16 protein-coding genes and 1 pseudogene are annotated in these 15,400 nt (G+C 67.6%); 8 read left to right on the plus strand and 9 right to left on the minus strand.

The genetic code is table 11. The features are described 5' to 3' along the window. Positions 1–46 precede the first annotated feature (46 nt). Complete coding sequence (locus JQX13_RS24955; protein ID WP_203411415.1) at positions 47–820, minus strand: oxidoreductase; 774 nt, start codon at positions 818–820, stop codon at positions 47–49. A 117-nt stretch (positions 821–937) separates the two neighbouring features. Here JQX13_RS24955 and JQX13_RS24960 point away from each other — a divergent pair, with 117 nt between their 5' ends. Then, complete coding sequence (locus JQX13_RS24960) at positions 938–1,531, plus strand: TetR/AcrR family transcriptional regulator (RefSeq protein WP_203411416.1); 594 nt, start codon at positions 938–940, stop codon at positions 1,529–1,531. A gap of 94 nt (positions 1,532–1,625) precedes the next feature. Continuing rightward, positions 1,626–2,237 (plus strand): DUF3592 domain-containing protein, encoded by a 612-nt coding sequence (locus JQX13_RS24965; RefSeq protein ID WP_203411417.1) that lies wholly within the window; start codon positions 1,626–1,628, stop codon positions 2,235–2,237. Between the two features lie 422 nt (positions 2,238–2,659). On the opposite strand, the gene JQX13_RS24970 is transcribed toward JQX13_RS24965, so the two are convergent. Then, positions 2,660–3,553, minus strand: a complete 894-nt coding sequence (locus tag JQX13_RS24970; protein WP_203411418.1) for an SDR family oxidoreductase — start codon at positions 3,551–3,553, stop codon at positions 2,660–2,662. Between the two features lie 73 nt (positions 3,554–3,626). Between JQX13_RS24970 and JQX13_RS24975 the strand changes: the two genes are divergently transcribed. Further along, positions 3,627–4,469: a helix-turn-helix transcriptional regulator gene (locus JQX13_RS24975; protein ID WP_203411419.1), complete on the plus strand. Its 843-nt coding sequence runs from the start codon at positions 3,627–3,629 to the stop codon at positions 4,467–4,469. An 18-nt stretch (positions 4,470–4,487) separates the two neighbouring features. Here JQX13_RS24975 and JQX13_RS24980 read toward each other — a convergent pair whose 3' ends face one another. Beyond that, positions 4,488–5,501, minus strand: a complete 1,014-nt coding sequence (locus JQX13_RS24980) for an alpha/beta hydrolase (protein ID WP_203411420.1) — start codon at positions 5,499–5,501, stop codon at positions 4,488–4,490. 235 nt (positions 5,502–5,736) lie between these two features. Here JQX13_RS24980 and JQX13_RS24985 point away from each other — a divergent pair, with 235 nt between their 5' ends. Next, a complete protein-coding gene (locus JQX13_RS24985; RefSeq protein WP_203411421.1) occupies positions 5,737–5,913 on the plus strand; it encodes a hypothetical protein in 177 nt (58 codons plus the stop codon). Between the two features lie 653 nt (positions 5,914–6,566). On the opposite strand, the pseudogene JQX13_RS24990 reads toward JQX13_RS24985, so the two are convergent. The 6 genes and pseudogenes from JQX13_RS24990 to JQX13_RS25015 form a co-directional block, all read right to left on the minus strand. Next, positions 6,567–7,100: pseudogene (locus tag JQX13_RS24990) on the minus strand (aldo/keto reductase); the annotation flags it as partial. Between the two features lie 40 nt (positions 7,101–7,140). Then, a complete protein-coding gene (locus JQX13_RS24995; protein WP_203411422.1) occupies positions 7,141–8,355 on the minus strand; it encodes an ISAzo13 family transposase in 1,215 nt (404 codons plus the stop codon). Positions 8,356–8,753: 398 nt separating this feature from the next. Beyond that, the gene (locus JQX13_RS25000; protein ID WP_203411423.1) at positions 8,754–9,527 is read right to left on the minus strand and encodes a hypothetical protein; all 774 of its coding nucleotides are present in this window, start codon (positions 9,525–9,527) and stop codon (positions 8,754–8,756) included. Between the two features lie 266 nt (positions 9,528–9,793). Further along, complete coding sequence (locus JQX13_RS25005; RefSeq protein ID WP_239015135.1) at positions 9,794–9,979, minus strand: hypothetical protein; 186 nt, start codon at positions 9,977–9,979, stop codon at positions 9,794–9,796. A gap of 274 nt (positions 9,980–10,253) precedes the next feature. After that, positions 10,254–11,657, minus strand: a complete 1,404-nt coding sequence (locus tag JQX13_RS25010; protein WP_203407889.1) for a transposase — start codon at positions 11,655–11,657, stop codon at positions 10,254–10,256. A 145-nt stretch (positions 11,658–11,802) separates the two neighbouring features. Next, on the minus strand, positions 11,803–13,059 hold the full coding sequence (locus JQX13_RS25015; RefSeq protein ID WP_239015138.1) for a serine hydrolase domain-containing protein: 1,257 nt from the start codon (positions 13,057–13,059) through the stop codon (positions 11,803–11,805). Between the two features lie 155 nt (positions 13,060–13,214). Here JQX13_RS25015 and JQX13_RS25020 point away from each other — a divergent pair, with 155 nt between their 5' ends. The 4 genes from JQX13_RS25020 to JQX13_RS55525 all read left to right on the plus strand — a co-directional run bounded on the left by JQX13_RS25020 (position 13,215) and on the right by JQX13_RS55525 (position 15,383). Continuing rightward, positions 13,215–13,760 carry a TetR/AcrR family transcriptional regulator gene (locus JQX13_RS25020; RefSeq protein WP_239015140.1) on the plus strand — a complete coding sequence of 182 codons (546 nt, stop codon included), beginning with the start codon at positions 13,215–13,217 and terminating at the stop codon, positions 13,758–13,760. A gap of 151 nt (positions 13,761–13,911) precedes the next feature. Then, positions 13,912–14,364 (plus strand): hypothetical protein, encoded by a 453-nt coding sequence (locus JQX13_RS25025; protein ID WP_203411425.1) that lies wholly within the window; start codon positions 13,912–13,914, stop codon positions 14,362–14,364. Then, positions 14,247–14,801: a hypothetical protein gene (locus JQX13_RS56475; RefSeq protein WP_430384194.1), complete on the plus strand. Its 555-nt coding sequence runs from the start codon at positions 14,247–14,249 to the stop codon at positions 14,799–14,801. Before JQX13_RS25025 ends, JQX13_RS56475 begins: the two co-directional genes overlap by 118 nt. A gap of 447 nt (positions 14,802–15,248) precedes the next feature. Beyond that, the gene (locus JQX13_RS55525) at positions 15,249–15,383 is read left to right on the plus strand and encodes a hypothetical protein (RefSeq protein ID WP_275425012.1); all 135 of its coding nucleotides are present in this window, start codon (positions 15,249–15,251) and stop codon (positions 15,381–15,383) included. Positions 15,384–15,400: the final 17 nt, after the last annotated feature.

A 15,400-nucleotide genomic window follows, 5' to 3' on the forward strand; every position in this document is an offset into this window, starting at 1 on the left:
GGCCGGCTCGCCGCGCTGAACCTCCCGTGGAATCTCGGTCTGAAGGTCAGCGCGCCGTCATTCCGCCGTCAACGCGGTAGTTCACGCCGGTCAGCCACTTGCCGCGTTCCGATACGAGCAGCGCGACGACCTCTGCGATGTCGTCGGTGCCACCCCAGCGGCCGAGCGGCACCGCCTGGAGCCATGCCTCGGCGGGAACACCCATCGCATCGCCGAGCGTCTTCCGGATTGCGTCCGAGCCCACGGTCACCACCGGCCCGGGGGTCACGACGTTCACGCGGATATTGCTCGGCGCGAGTTCGACGGCAAGGACGCGCGAATAGGCGTCGAGCGCCGCTTTCGCCGCGCTGTAGTGGGCGAAAGGGCCTGCCCCGGCCCCCATCGTCGCGGCCGTCGAGGAGATGTTCACGACCGCCGCCGCCTTGGATTCGCGGAGCGCCGGCAACACCGCCTGGGTGAGGCGGACCGAGGAGAAGAGGTTCAACGCGAAAACCTCCTGCCACGCCTCTTCCGGGATGGAGGCGGCGCCTTCCGGGAACCCGTACGCTCCCCCCGCATTGTTCACGAGGATGTCGAGCCCCCCGAGGGCCGCGAGCGCCCCCGAGGCGATCGCCTTCACTCCTTCGCTGGTGCGGACGTCGCCGGCAACGAACGTCGCCGCGGCGGGCGTCTCCTCGTTGCGCGACCGCGCGGAGACGACGACCTTCGCGCCGGCGTCGAGAAGACGTTGCGCGATCGCCGCGCCGATGCCGCGCGAGCCTCCGGTGACGAGGGCACGGCGACCGATGAGCTCCTTCGAGAAATCGAGCTTGCTGGACATGGTGTTCCTTTCGTCAGGAACGGCGCCTGACCGGTTATGCTTCTGGAGCAGTGCTCCTAATTACCGGAGCACTGCTCCATATATTCGGAGCGGTGCCCCGCTTGTCAAGGGAGTCCCATGCGTGCTGACGCCAAGAAGAACTACGACCACCTGCTCGCCGTCGCGCGGGCCGTCGTCAAGGAGCAGGGGGTCGACGCATCACTGCGCGACATCGCCCGCCAGGCCGACGTCGGCCTCGGCACGCTGTACCGTCACTTCCCGACGCGAGAGGCGTTGCTGGAAGCGCTGCTTCGCACGAGTCTCGACGAGATGACGGCGCTGGCGGCCGAACTCGAGACCTCGGGCGCACCTGACGAGGCGCTCGTGACGTGGCTACGCGATGCGGTCGCGTTCACGCAGACCTTCCAGGGCGTCACGGCGTTGCTGACGGCCGCCCTCGATGATCCGAAGTCCGCGCTCCACGCTTCGTGTGTCACGGTGCGCGCGGCAGGCACGCGACTCCTCTCCCGTGCTCAAGCCGTGGGGAAGGCGCGAAGCGACATCGACGGCACGGAGTTGTTCGCGCTGATCGCGGCGCTGGCATGGCTCGGCGACCAGCCATCGCTCGGCCGACACGCCGATCATCTCTTCGAGATTGTCGCGAGCGCGATTCTGACGATTCCAGCGAGCGACGGTGGCCGAGCCCAACGCCGGCCCCGGACCCGGAGCTGAAACCTTCGAGTCGCCTATGCTTCGCTGGTCTCCCATGCACATGCCCGCACTTCGCGTCCACCCGAGGTTCCTCGTCTCCCGGTCCGTGGGAGGCGTGCTGCTCCTCCTCGCCGCAGTCGGTGTCGCTGCCGGCAGCGCCGTCCTGGTCTCCGGGATGGCCGCGAGCATTCTCGAAGACGGGCGCGTGTGGAGGACGGGCACGGTGTCGGAGCACGCCGAGGTCCAGGGCACGCAGACGACCAGCCGCTTCATCTTCAGAAACTACGACTTGCAGGTGTCCTTCGCGGACGCCTCTGGCGAGGTGCGAAGCGCGACGGTGTCCTACGGGATGCTGTTCGGCTCGCTCGATGTCGACGCCCCGCTCGAGGTGCGCTTCGACCCCGCTGCTCCCGGGCGCGTCGCGCTGAGCTGGGCGCAGGATGTGCTCGTGGCGCGCTGGCTCCAGGTCCTCTTCGTCGGCGCCGTCATGGTGCTCGGCTTCGGAGGCTTCCTCGGCTGGGCGGGTCACAAGGCGCTGCAGCGCTTCCGGGATGTCCGCGCCGCGGCCGCACGGCCCGAGCTCCAGCTTCTCGGTGTGCTTGCGTATTCCGGCGAAGTGGAACACTCGTTCCGGGCGAAGTGGAACACCCGTTCCGGCCATGTGGAACAGTCGGAGCGTCAGCGACGCTGGCCGGGGTTCACTTCGCCCCCTTCTTGGGACGGGTAGCCCATGAACCGCACGCCGGGCCGGCGCAGAACCGATTCATCTCCAGGGGACACACGCCTGCCTGGCCCAGGCCACCATCCCTGGCGGGGCGGGGCACCGGATGAGGACTGCAGTGGTGGTGGGAGCAGCAGCCCCTGCTGTGGCTCAGCACCACGTGCTTTGGGGTGGCCCCTGCGCCGGGGCCAGCGTCGCAGGCCGAGTGGGCAGTCCCAGGTGCTCCAGAATGGAGCGCACCCCGCTGGGTGCTGTCACGTACGCCAACACCCGGCGCCTGCCTCCACACCCGGCACAGGCGAAGACGTCCAAAACGAACTGGCGGCGGGGAGAATTCGCGGTGAGCGTCCCTCTCTACTCCTTCCCGCCGCGTGTCGTGCCGGATCGCGTCCCTCGAGTTCTTTGACACCCTCTCCGGCGCACGCGCGTCAGGAAAAGTACCCGCCTTCCCGCATGTCCGTCAGGAGGTCTGGTCCTCGTGGGCTCCATCCCAGTGTGTCGCGGGTGCGCGCGCTGGAGGTCGGGTTGTCGATGGCGACGAAGCTCGCGAGCCAATCGAAATGCGTGCGTGCTTCGTCCTCGCCAATGGCCCGAACAGGAACGCCGAGCCCCTTGCCGATCCCCTCGGCGATCGCGCGCAGCGTCAAGCCTTCTTCGGCGACGCCATGCAGGCACGTTCCAGGGGGGGCGTTCTCGAGCGCGAGTCGAAAGAGACGCGCGGCGTCCAGCCGGTGCACCGCGGGCCAGCGGTTCGCTCCATCGGAGACGAAGGCGGAGAGACCCGTGCGGCGTGCGATGCCGATCAGCGTGGGCACGAAGCCGTGATCGCCGGTGCCATGGACGGAGGGCGGCAGCCGCACGACGCTGGAACGCACCCCGCGACGGGCGGCCGCCAATACGGTCGCCTCCGACGCGGCACGTAGGCTGGCCGCGCTCCCGGGCGCGGGCGCGTCCTCTTCCGTGCCGATGCGGCCGGGCGCCAGCAGCGCGGTGCCGGACGTGGACACGAACGGCTTGCCCGACCCCTCCAGCGCGCTGGCCAGCGCCTCCACCGCACGCCGGTCCGTCTCGCAGGCGGCCGCATAGGAGGAGAAGTCGTGGACGAAGGCCGTGTGGATCACGCCGTCGCACGCCCGGGCGCCCGCGGTGAGACTTCCGGGATCCGTCAGTTCGCCCCGATGCGCCTCGCCGCCCAACCGCGCCAGGGCAGCGGCGGAGGTGTCGCTCCGCACCAGTCCGAGCACCTGGTGCCCCGCCGCGATCAGCTCGCGCACAATTGCTTCACCGATGAAACCCGTCGCTCCCGTCACGAAAACACGCATGTCTGCCTCCTGATGTCGTGGGCGTGTTATGGGGCGCGGCCGCGCGGCGGAAAAGTCGATATCTTATACGGGTATGAGCACTAACACCGTGCCGGGTTCGGAACTCTCCTTGGGCGACTTCCTCCGCGACCGTCGGGCGCGCTTGTCACCAGGACCAGGCGCTCGGGGCCGGCGTCGAACGCCGGGGCTCAGGCGGGAGGAGGTGGCGACGCGGGCAGGCGTCAGCGTCACCTGGTACACGTGGCTCGAGCAGGGGCGTGGAGGCCCCCCTTCAGACGATGCGCTGGAGCGAATCGCCCGCGCACTGGAGCTCGACGCGGCGGGCCGCGAGGTCCTGTTCCTGCTCGCCCGGCAGCGGCCACCGCCGCTCCATCCAGCCGCGCCGCCTTCGGTCACGCCCTCCTTGCAGCGCGTGCTCGACGCCCTGCCGACCAGCCCCGCCTATGTGAAGACGCCGACGTGGGACATCGTGGCCTGGAACGCGGCGGCACTCGCGGTGCTGGCCGACTACGCCTCAATGCCGGTCCGCGAGCGCAACGTGCTCAGGCGCCTGTTCGGCGACCCGGCCGTGCGCGCCTCGCTGCCGGATTGGGAGGAGCATGCGCGCTTCGCGCTCTCGGTCTTCCGCATCGATGTCGCGCGCGCGGGAGGTGGCTCCGAAGCCGCCGCGCTCGTGGCCGAGCTCCAGTCAACCAGCGCCGACTTCCGCCGGCTCTGGGCTGAGAACGACGTGCGCAACCATGGGGCAGGCCTGAAGCGCCTCCACCATTCCGTGGCTGGACCGATCACGCTCGAGTACTCGGCCTTCGCCGTCGATGGCGCGGACGGGCTGAGCATGGTCGTCTTCACGCCAGTCACACCGGCCGATGCTCGGGCGGTAGAGCTGCTTCTCTCACGCGGACCTCCGTCTGCCTGAGTCGGTGGTGGGCCGCTCTCAGGTGTGGCGGGCGATGAAGCGCCTGAGCTCCTCGTCGATCTCGTGGTTCTCGGGCGCGTCGCCGAAGCCGAAGCCGAAGCCGCGGTGGGGCATGGCCTCCCAGACGTGCAGCTCGGCCTCGAGGCCAGCGCGCCGCAGCTTGCGGTGCATCAGCACCGAGTTGGAGAGGAACAGGTCGCGCGTGCCTGATTGGATGAAGGTCGGCGGGAAGCCGGGGCCGAAGTCGGCGAACAGCGGCGAGACGTAGGGCGCGGCGAGGTCGTGGCCTCCCGCATAGAGGGCGTTGCACTCCGGCAGCCCGCCCTTCAGCGTCACGTCCAGCAGCACGTTGGTCTGGAAGGTGTCGCCAGACTCCGTGAGGTCGACCTCCGGCGTCAGCAGCGCCACGGCGGCCGGCAGGGGCAGGCCCCGGTCGCGGATCATCAGGGTGGCCGCCGCCGCGATGTTGCCGCCAGCCGAGGCGCCGCCGATCACCACCTGGGCCGGGTCCCAGTCCTCGAGCAGCTCGCGGTAGACGGCGAAGCAGTCCTCGGGTGCGGCGGGGAAGGGATGGTCCGGCGGCATGCGGTAGTCGACCGACACGGTGGTGATGCCGAGCCGCTCGGCGTTCACCGCGGCCTCGGCCTTGGCGTAGGCCCCGCCGCCGAACACCAGGGCACCGCCGTGCAGATAGAGGTAGAGCCGCCGGGCCGCCGCCGCATCCAGGCCAGGCGGGATCGCGACGTAGCAGGTCACGCCAGCGATGGACCGGGTCTCGACCCGGCAGCGGGTCTCGCCCAGCATCTGCTCCACCATCGGCGCCCACATGGCGTTGCTGGCGGAGACCGCTCGGCGCCAGCCTTCGAGGTCGTCGGGGGCGGGGTGGCGCGCGGGGTGGACCTGGGCCGGCGTCGCCGCGCTGGCGGCGAGGGCGGCGCGGGCCTCGGGGCTGATGGTTTTCGGCGGGAAGAGCTCCCGAGCCGGCAGGGTGATGGGGACGAGCAGGGCGCGATCGGCTGTCTGGTCAGACATAGGCGCCATCTAAGGGCTCGTGGCCTATCCGGGTAAATGTGTGAGGTTATCCAGGTATATTGGCTAATAGCCTGCGGAGTCCTCCCCGTGGAGCGCCAGCACCCGTGGCTCGTCCCGGCTCACCGGGGAGGGACTATCTGTATCTACCCGGGGTCTCTTCATTTCAGGAGGGTTTGGGCCGTACGACTCCTGATGGATGGAAGGCGTCGTGGTCAGTCACTCCGGGGGATTCAAGATGTTGGACATTCCAGGTTACAGGCTCATGGGCACGCTGCGAGCCAATGGCTCGAACGTACTCATCCACGCGGTGCGTGAGTCCGATGGCCTGTCGGTCATCATCAAGACGCCCGTGGTGGAACTCTCAGGCCAGCGAGAGAGCGCCCCCAAGCAGGTGAGGAGGAGAGGAGCGTGACGCGCCCCCAGGTAGGAGCAGAGGAGGCGAGCGTGGCGCCTGAGGCAGGGGCGAGGCAGGAGCCGAGGAAGGAGAGGACGCCGCCAGGAGACTTTCGCGGGGCTGCTGCGCGGGACCTTCGCGCTGGACGGGCTTCGCCTGCGTCAGGTGTGGAGGCAGGCGGCGGGTGCTGGCGGACGTGAACGAGGCGGAGGGGTGCGAGCGATTCTGGAGCACCTGGGCCTGCCCACGGCAGGTGCGAGGCTGGCCCCGGCGCACGGGCCCCTCCACGCCTCGTGGTGTTGAAGCTCAAGCCGCCAGCGCCAACAGAGCCAGGCCCCTGCCGCGCACCTCATGGGAGGGCGGCCTGGGCCGGCGTGTACCCCAAGGGGCAACGCGGCTTCTCCACCCGCCTGGCTCACTGCTCGGGCGGGCCCCCGTCAGCGGCCCTCCTCGCCACCTCCGCTCCAGGCCGCCACCTCTCAACAGGGCTCCTATCCGTCCTATACTTTTCGTTCGAAGTAACCAACGCCATGCTTGTAGAGAACGACGCGGCGGATGGGCAACGACCGGGACATGCTCACGGCTCCGACAAGGAATGGGAGGATGGGATTTCACCCTGGTGTATCAGGTCCGCCATCTTCCTGGAGGGCGCCAGTTCGGCGCGAGCCTGCTCAGCCCGCAGGAGGGAGGAAGTAGGGATAGGCCAACGTCGTGGCGCTCGCCGCCTCCAGACGGGCCACCTGCTCGGGCGTCAGGTTCCAGCCCACCGCCCCCAGGTTCTGCCTCAACTGCTCCTCGTTGCGCGCCCCGATGATGACGTTGGCCACCGTCGGCCGCTGCAACAGCCAGTTGATCGCCACCTGCGGCACCGTCCTGCCCGTCTCCTTGGCCACCTCGTCCAGCGCATCCACCACCCGGTAGAGGTACTCGTCCTCCACCGGCGGCCCCATCTGCACCGCCGCCGCCGAGCGCATGCGGCTCGTCTCCGGCAGCGGCTGGCCGCGGCGTATCTTGCCCGTCAGCCGACTCCATCCGAGCGGACTCCAGACGATGGCGCCCACGCCCTGATCGAGCCCCAGGGGCATCAGCTCCCACTCATAGCTGCGCCCGACGAGCGAGTAGTACGCCTGGTGCGCCACGTAGCGCGAGAGGCCGTACTTCTCGGACACGGCCAGCGACTTCATCAGGTGCCATCCCGGGAAGTTAGGAGGCTCGGAAAAATAAATGTTCCATTGTGCGTGAAATTCAAACCACGTTGGGTATGAATACGTAGTTCCATTCCCCATGGAACTTGTTCCTTTTTATTCGGAGCGACTCCATCTCATGGTTGGTTACCTTTATGCCAAGAGGGTAGTCGTCCGTATCGAGTGCTGCCTGAATGTGTAGGCCCTTTTCGGTAGTCGTGCTCCCGATGAGGTTGACGACGATCTCTCGACTCTCCAGGGGACGCCCTCTCCAGTTGTGGGTGATGTGGCAGAACATCCGATGCTCTATCTTGTTCCACTTGCTCGTTCCGGGCGGTAGGTGGCTGACGCTGATTCGCAGCCCCATCTCGTCCGCCAGGTGCTGCAACTCCACTTTCCACAACCGAGCACGAGCGCTGTTGCTGCCACCGCTGTCTGCGATGATGAGCAACTCCTTCGCTCGCGCGTAGCGCTCTCGGCCCATCTCCAACCACCAGGTTCGGATGGTGGACGTGGCGAAGGCGGGCGTGTCGTGTGTCACCCCTACGCTCACCCATCCCTCATTGGCGCCCACGTCATAGACGCCGCACGGCAGGACTTTACCCAACTCCTTATCTACGAAGTCGTATACCCGAACCTCGGACGGCTTGGCTTTCGGGTGCCACTCCCTTCCTGCGTTCTTGAAGTCCCCCACCAACTCCTTTTTCTTGGCATCCACCGAGATGACAGGCTCTCCGCGCCGGTGGAAGGCCCGCACCAGCGCGTTGATGTGCTCGAATTGTGCGTTTCGGTCGGGATGCTTGCCGCCCTCACGCGTTTTGCGGTTACTCTGGAGGCTGTAGCCCGTCTGGCGCAGAAGTCTCCCCACGGTGCTGGGATCGATGGCATGGCCTCGATGACTCAACTCAGCGGCCAGTTTCACGGTGCTCTTGCAAGTCCAGCGCAAGGGCGACATCGGATCGCCGCGCGTGGCTGGCTCCACCAACACCTCGAGGTCCGACAGCAACGTTGTGTCTTTCTCTGTCGCTTTCTTCCGGCCTCCACCATGGCGGCGTGCGCGGTGGATGTCGAGAGTCACCCCCTGTTCAAGCTCTTTCAACCCCCGCCGCATTGCCGACCGGGACAGTCCTGTGGCCTTTGCCACCAAACTGATGCCTCCCCTTCCCAAGGACCTGGCCTCCGCAGCCGCCCAGCGCCGACGAACCGCCTCGTTCATTCCCGCACGCAGCGCCTCGAATTTGCGTTGAACAGCCTCTATCGATGGCGTTACGTTCATCTGTCACCCGTCTGCTGAGTTCAGACACTCAACACGCCGTGTGGAACATTTATTTTTCCGAGCCTCCTATGTCCAAAAACTTCGTGGACACTCCACTAGTACTACAGCAGCACTTCGGCCTTCCCCCTCGTCTCTTCCTCCATGCATACCCCAGGTGCTGTGGCTCCTTGTCCAGCGAGCAGGCGCAACACGATATGGTGAGGCGGGCGACCATCTGCTGCTGTAGTACTAGATTGTAGCCCGTCCTAATTCATCAAGGAGGGGAAGGTGTCGAAGGAATCGTTCTGACATCTCGTCTCCTACGAGTCTCTGACACGCTTCCTGCTCTCTCCATGGAAACAGTGGACTCACGTACGTACGTATGTATGTAAGTGAAGCCCTCGGGGCACCTTCACTGATCACTGCCCGAGCGACTGGGGCGGCGACTTAGCGCTGAAGGCGGGCACGTAGCACTCCCCCTGGTGCTCGTGGAGGGAATCCGGGCACGGGGCTTTCAGCCTGTGAGGTATCCAGCACGCGCCGATGAGTTCTACCTCGGTATAGCGGGTACATGGAGGGCGTTTCTGTCCTTTGTAGGGCTCTTTCGGCAGAGGCCGGGCGAGCACGGTTTGCCCTTGGGGCGTTGTGGTATCCACGAGCCCCTTATCAATAAAAGGAACAGGCACCTCGGCTGCCGTGGGCACCTCGTGACTCATGGCCGCTGGCGAGGCGCCCGGGGGCGATGCCAGACGCACCAGCGCGAAGAGCAGGGCGCACACCGTGGCGGCGCTCACCATGCCCAACCCCAGGCGCCACCGGAGGCGGGGCTCGTGGGTATCGGCGACGTCTCGAGCCATGCGCCGCACTTCCTCGAGCACACTCTCCAATGTGAGCAGCAGCGACTCCGCCGACTGCTTGTCCCGGGCCCTGGCCCAGGCGGAGTGCTCCACTTCCATGGCGGAGTAGCCCCGTGAGGCCCAGGAGCCGAGGAGCACCCACCAGTCCCTTGGCGGTGCCGCGCCCTCCTCAGCGGCGTGCTTGCGCACCAGGGCCGTGGCCCCGCTCGTCTCGTGCGTGGCCAGGTAGAGTTCCACCTGGCTGTCATGAGATTGCTGCACCTGCTCCTGGAGCAGGTACGGCCCCAACCGCTCCGGTTCCTCCCCTACCGTTTCGGACTTCTTCTCCTCGTCCATGCGTGCTCCTCACTGGCCTCTCCGCATGCTGGAGGCCAGATGCTCTTGTTCGCATGGACCGGGCCCCACATCCAGGAGGTACTCGGTTCGTCAGGTGGAGGCCTACTCACAGGTGCACTCTCGCGGGGATGGGTGTCGAAGAGTTCGGCTCGACACCTCGTCTCCTACGAATCGTCTGATACCCATCCTGGGGCAGGTGGACCGGGGCAACCTGCACCGCCGCATCAAGGCGCTCGGCATCCCCGCAGCGTGAAGCCAGGGACGTTTCATTCCCCCAGCCAGTAGAGGCCGCGCCGGGTGCGCAACACCTGCTCCAAGAACTCCGAGAAGGAGTTGGCGACTGGCCCGCGGTAGTCCGGGTCCGGCCATGTCTCATGACACCCATCAATGAGCGGATACCGCCCGTCTATCTGTCGGCTCACGTCCAGGGCGACATAGTTGCCGTCACGCACGTTCGGTCAGGTCCAAGTCCTTGGCCACCTGGGGCAGGCTCACCTTCCTCGAGGGCTGAAGAGCAGTCGATAAATCCCTCGCGGGAGCAGAGCGCGATCAGGAAGTGGAGGGGAGGGCGGAGGAAATCGCCCATCCCGAGGCGCGGAGTTGGAGGGGGGGGTTGTACAGGTGGGAAGCAGGCGAGAGCGGGATTCAACCACACAGCCCGGGGGCTCATCGCCTGGTTGGAGCCTGAGAGGCCCGGTCACACCACACGCGGCAGGGGGCTGGCCGTCAGAAGCCAGCAGGCAAGGCGGTGACCTGGTCCACCGGCACCGGACTGATGCCGCCACCGAGAGAGGCCGCGTTGCCTGGAGCCAGCTCGAGGAGGTGAGCCGGCTCGGCAAGCGCGCTCTGGCGCGCCAGCAGCGCATCCACCAGAGGCTGGCCGTGTGCGGCCAGGTTGTGCGCCAGGGCCACCAGCAAGGCGACACACTTCACCTTGTCCAGCCCCCGCACCGTCACCTGCGTCAGGCCATAGCGCCCCTTCACCTGCGCGTTGACGTTCTCCACCAGGCCGGCGCGGGCCTTGTACTGCTCCTTGGCCTCGTCGGTGCGCATGCGCTCACGCCACGCCTCTACCTCGGGGGAATGGTCCCCCTGCTGCCCGGCCTGGGCCATGCGCTCGGGCACCGAAATGAGCGCTTCAACCCCCTTGGCCGCGCACTGCTTCACGTCTGCGCACGTGGCATGGCCGCCATCGGCCAGCACGCGCTCGGGCACCTGGCCCGTGCGTTGCTCAATCTGCTCCACCATGGGGCTCACGCTGCCCATGTCGCTGCCCTGGTTGGTGACTTCCACTCCCACAATCGTTCGCGGCCCTCCCAGCGCCTCCCCAGCCACCGCGAATTGCAGGTTGTAGGCGGGTCGGAAACCCCCATCGGCCATCTTCATCACCCGTGCATCCGCATCCGTGGAGGAGGCGCGCACCTTCTCCTTGTCCGCCCCCTTCTTCCTGGCCTGCTGTTGCTTTATCGCCTCCAGCGCCGCGTCCACCCGCGCCTGGTAGTCACGCGCCTTGGCCTCTCGTGTCGCCTGCTGCCCACGCGTCAGCTCCGGGTCGTCCTTCTGCGCCAGCACCGCTTGCAAGTGCAGCTCGGCCTGCTCCTGGCACTCCCGCAGCGACTGCTCCCGCCGGAACGAAGGCGCCGAGGCACTGGCCCTCACCCGCGTGCCGTCCTGCGCCACCTGCTCCAAACTCACCAGCCCCTGCTGCAACAGCACCGAGAGCACGTCGGTAAACACCTGCTGCAACACCTCCAGGTGCTCCACCCGGAACTGGCTCAGCTTGTCGTGGCTCACCTTCACTCCACCGGCCAGCCACTGGTACGCCCTGTCCTCCTCGCACCGGCGCGCCAGCTCCGTCGCCGTCCCCACTCCCTGCTGAATCCCGTACACCCACAGCGCCAACAGCAACCGGGGACTTGTCACCGGGCGTCCCGCATGTCCCTCCACCGCCTTGGCCCCGGCCAGAAAGCCTCTCAGGTCCAACGCCTCCACCGCCGCCGCCACTACCCGCACCGGGTGCTCCGGCTCCACCAACTGCTCCGGCATCTGCTTGAACAGCCAGCCTTGCGACCTGTCCGGCTCTTTCGTCCGGACTCTTCCCTCTGCTGCCCGCGCTTTCTTCTGGCTCACTCCCCCTGCCTACTTCACATGGTACCTCTTGCACCCGAACCCCAGGGGTGGGGCTTTGCCTTCCCCACCCACCTTTGGATCACCCAGCTTTCACTTCCTGGGATTTATCGAGCGCTCTTGAGGCCCGGCGCGCGGTCCTCCCCGCTCACCGGGCGGGGGGCGCTCCCGTGGGAACCTGGGCGGCGTCCATCTCCGCGAGCCCCGCGTAGACGGCATCCCGGATGGCGGCCGGGAACGCCCCGGGCAGGCCCTCGATGGCCGTGTTCGTCATCACGACGACGCTCAGGCGCTGCTTCGGATCGACGAACCAGTAATGCCCGTAGGCGCCTCCCCACTGCCAGGTGCCCACGGATTGGGGCGTGCCCGCCAGGGTGGCATCCACGAGCACCGCGGCGCCGAAGCCGAACGTCCACCCCGGGCTTCCGGGCATCTCCAGCGTGCCGATCTGCCCGGTCGACATCAGGGTGGCCGTCGCGGGCTTCAGCACCGGTGCGCCGCCCGTGCGCACCGCCTCCAGGAACTTCAGGAAGTCCCCCGCCGTGCCCACCATGCCGCCGCCCCCCGAGGGAAACGAGCGGGCGTTGAACACCCGTCCGGGAACGAAGCGCATGCTACTGGCGCCCCAGGGCACGACGTGGAGTTCACCCATGCGCACCGGCTCGGGCTTGCCGTCCGCGTAGGGCGTGGCGAGCCGCTTGCGGTCCTTCACCGTGAAGCCGGTGTCACGCAGGCCCAGCGGACGGGTGACCAGACGCTCGACGACCTTGGGCAGCGGGGCTCCTCCCGCGCGAGCCACCACCGCGCCCAGCACGTCCGTGGCGACGGAGTACCCCCAGCGAGTTCCAGGCTCGTACGACAGGGGCACCGAGGCGATGCGGCGCAGGTTCTCCTCCAGGCCCAGCCCGGGCGCATCCATCCCGTTCGAGACGCCCGCGCGGTGATAGGGGCCGTCCTCCGGCTCGAGGAAGCCGTAGTTGAGTCCCGCGGTATGCGTCAGCAACTGACGCACCGTGATGACGGCCTCGCGTCCATCCGCGAGCCGGGGCCGGAAGTCGGGCAGCCACCGCGTCACGGGATCCTCCAGCCCCAGCTTGCCCTGGTCCACGAGCGCCAGCGCGGCCGCGGACACCAGGGGCTTGCTCATCGAGGCGAACCGGAAGATGGCGTCCTCTCTCATGGGGGTATGCGCCTCGCGATCCGCCTCTCCCGCGGCCCGGTGGTAGATGACCTGCCCATCCCGAGCCACCAACACCACCGTGCCGACCACCCGCTTGTCGGCCAGCGCCTGATCAATGACCGCGTCCAACCGCGCCGACACCGCGCGCTCCTCGGCGACGGCCAGCCCGCTCAGCAGGAGCCCCAGCGTGACGGCGGTGAGTAGACTTCCAACCTTCGTGCGCATCGACGAACCTCCCTATATTCGTAGTGAACGTTCAGAAAATAGAGGCGGGTCGGGGGAATTTCAAAGTGATCGTTATGAAAAGAGCTAATTCCATGGAGGGCCGGGGCCGGGGTCGGCCTCGGGAGTTCGATCGGAGTGCCGCGTTGGAGCGGGCCATGGAGGTGTTCTGGGAGCGGGGCTACGAGGGCGCGTCCATCACGGATCTCACCGGGGCGATGGGCATCACCGCCCCCAGCCTGTATGGGGCCTTCTCCTCCAAGGCGGAGCTGTACCGGGAGGCCCTGGAGCTCTACCAGCGGACGCATGGGTCGGCGGGCGTGCCCGCCCTGGTGGAGGAGCCGACGGCGCGGGGTGCCATCACCCGCGTGTTGGAGGAGGCCGCGCGCGCGTTCGCCGACCCTCGGCATCCGCACGGGTGCATGGTCTCGACGGCGGTGCTCAACTGCGCGACGGAGAATCAACCGGTGGCCCGGTACGTGGCGGGGCTGCGCGAGGCCTCGCTGGAGCGGCTCCGGGCCCGGTTCCAGCGGGCCATCGCCGAGGGCGAACTGCCTTCCACCACGGATGTCGAGGGCCTCGCCCGGTTCTATGGCGCCATCCTCCAGGGCATGTCCGTGCAGGCCCGGGACGGCGCGAGCGAGGAGGAGCTGCGGAAGATCACCTCGCTCGCGCTGGCGTGCTTCCCCGGCAAGGGGGAATGAATGTCATGGCATCTCTTCGGATAAAGGGGGATGAACTCAGCAAGGACGGTCATCCATTGATGAAGCGAAACACCCGCGTTGAACCCCGCCCCGCCCCCTTCCCCAAGCGCCTGACGGTGGGCCTGCTGGCGCTGTCCCTGGGGAGTGGCGCGTGCTCCGACTCCTCGAATGCGGCCGCCAGCCGGGGGCCAACGTGCCCTGGACGGAGTACCAGGCGGAGGACGGCAGGACGAACGCGACGGTGCTCGGACCCAGCCGGACGCGCTATGACCAGGCGCTCATCGAGGCCGAGGCCATCGGGCGCAAGGCGGTCCGCCTGGACGAGACGGGCGACTACGTGGCCATCACCACGAAGAAGGCGGCCAATTCCATCGTCGTGCGTCTGTCGATTCCGGACTCGCCGGACGGCGGTGGCATCGATTCGACCCTGGGCCTCTATGTGAATGGCAAGCGCGTCAAGACGCTGGGGGTGACCTCGCGCTACTCGTGGGTTTATGGCGGCGAGGCGCTGAACACCCCAACACCCCCAGCGCTGGCGAGCCGCATGCCTTCTTCGACGAGACGCGGGCGTTGCTCGAGCCGATTCCGGCGGGCGCGGAGGTGAAGCTCCAGAAGGACGCCCAGGACACCGAGGCGTTCTACGTCATCGATCTGGAGCAGGTCGCCGCGCCGCTCGAGAAGCAACAAGGGGGCAGGCGATCCCCCAAGCCACGACAACGTCTACCGCTACAACACGGTGCAGATGCCCTGGCGGGCCAACTGCTTCGCCCTCTACGGGGGCTACAACAACACCATCGAGAAGAGCGTGTGCGAGGACGTGCTCACCTACTCGGGCATCCTCATCGGCGTATAAGAAGGATGGGAGGCGTGTTGAGGGAGAGGGCTGGAGCAGAGAGGTGGAGGAGGGCCGCAGACGGGGGCCGGCCGAGTGGTGCGCCAGGCCGGTGGAGAGGCCGCGCAGTCCCCTTGGGGTACACGCCGGCCCAGGCCGTCCTCCCAGGAGGGGTGCGGCAGGGGACGTGGGCCTCTTGGCTGTCTTGAGCCTCAACACCACGCGGCCCGAGGGGGCGCTCGCGCCGAGGCCAGGCACGCACTCTTCGTGGGCAACCCCAGGTGCTCCAGAATCGCGCGCACCCCTGTTTCTCCCTTCTCGTACGCCAACACCCGCCGCCTGCCTCCACACCTCACTCAGGCGAACACTTCCACCGCGAATGTCCTGCGCAGCATCTCTGCCCAGTCCACTCGCGGCGTCCCCCTCCTCGGTTCCTTCCTGGTCGCTGCCTCAAGCTCCTCGCTCGCCTTCTCTCCTGCTTGGGGGAGCTCCACAATGGCTCGCACCCCTTGGCGAGCCTTCACATACGCCAGCACCCGGCGCCTGCCCGCGCAACGCCAGCACGCGAACACGTCCAGCGCGAACCTCCTGCGTAGTCGCCCTGCCCAATCCAGCCGCGGCGGTCGCTGCCTCAAGCGCTGGGGCTCGACGGGCTGGTGCGCCTCGAGACCGACGAGCGGCCTCCTTCGGTCGAGGTCTATCTGGTCTTTCACCGCGACGCCAAGAAGACGCCGCGGGTGCGCGTGGTGGTGCGCGAGCTTGAGGCCGAGCTTCGCCGTCACCTCGGCTGAAGCGTCACGGCCGAATC

This window comes from Archangium violaceum (assembly GCF_016859125.1).
Taxonomy (GTDB): domain Bacteria; phylum Myxococcota; class Myxococcia; order Myxococcales; family Myxococcaceae; genus Archangium; species Archangium violaceum_A.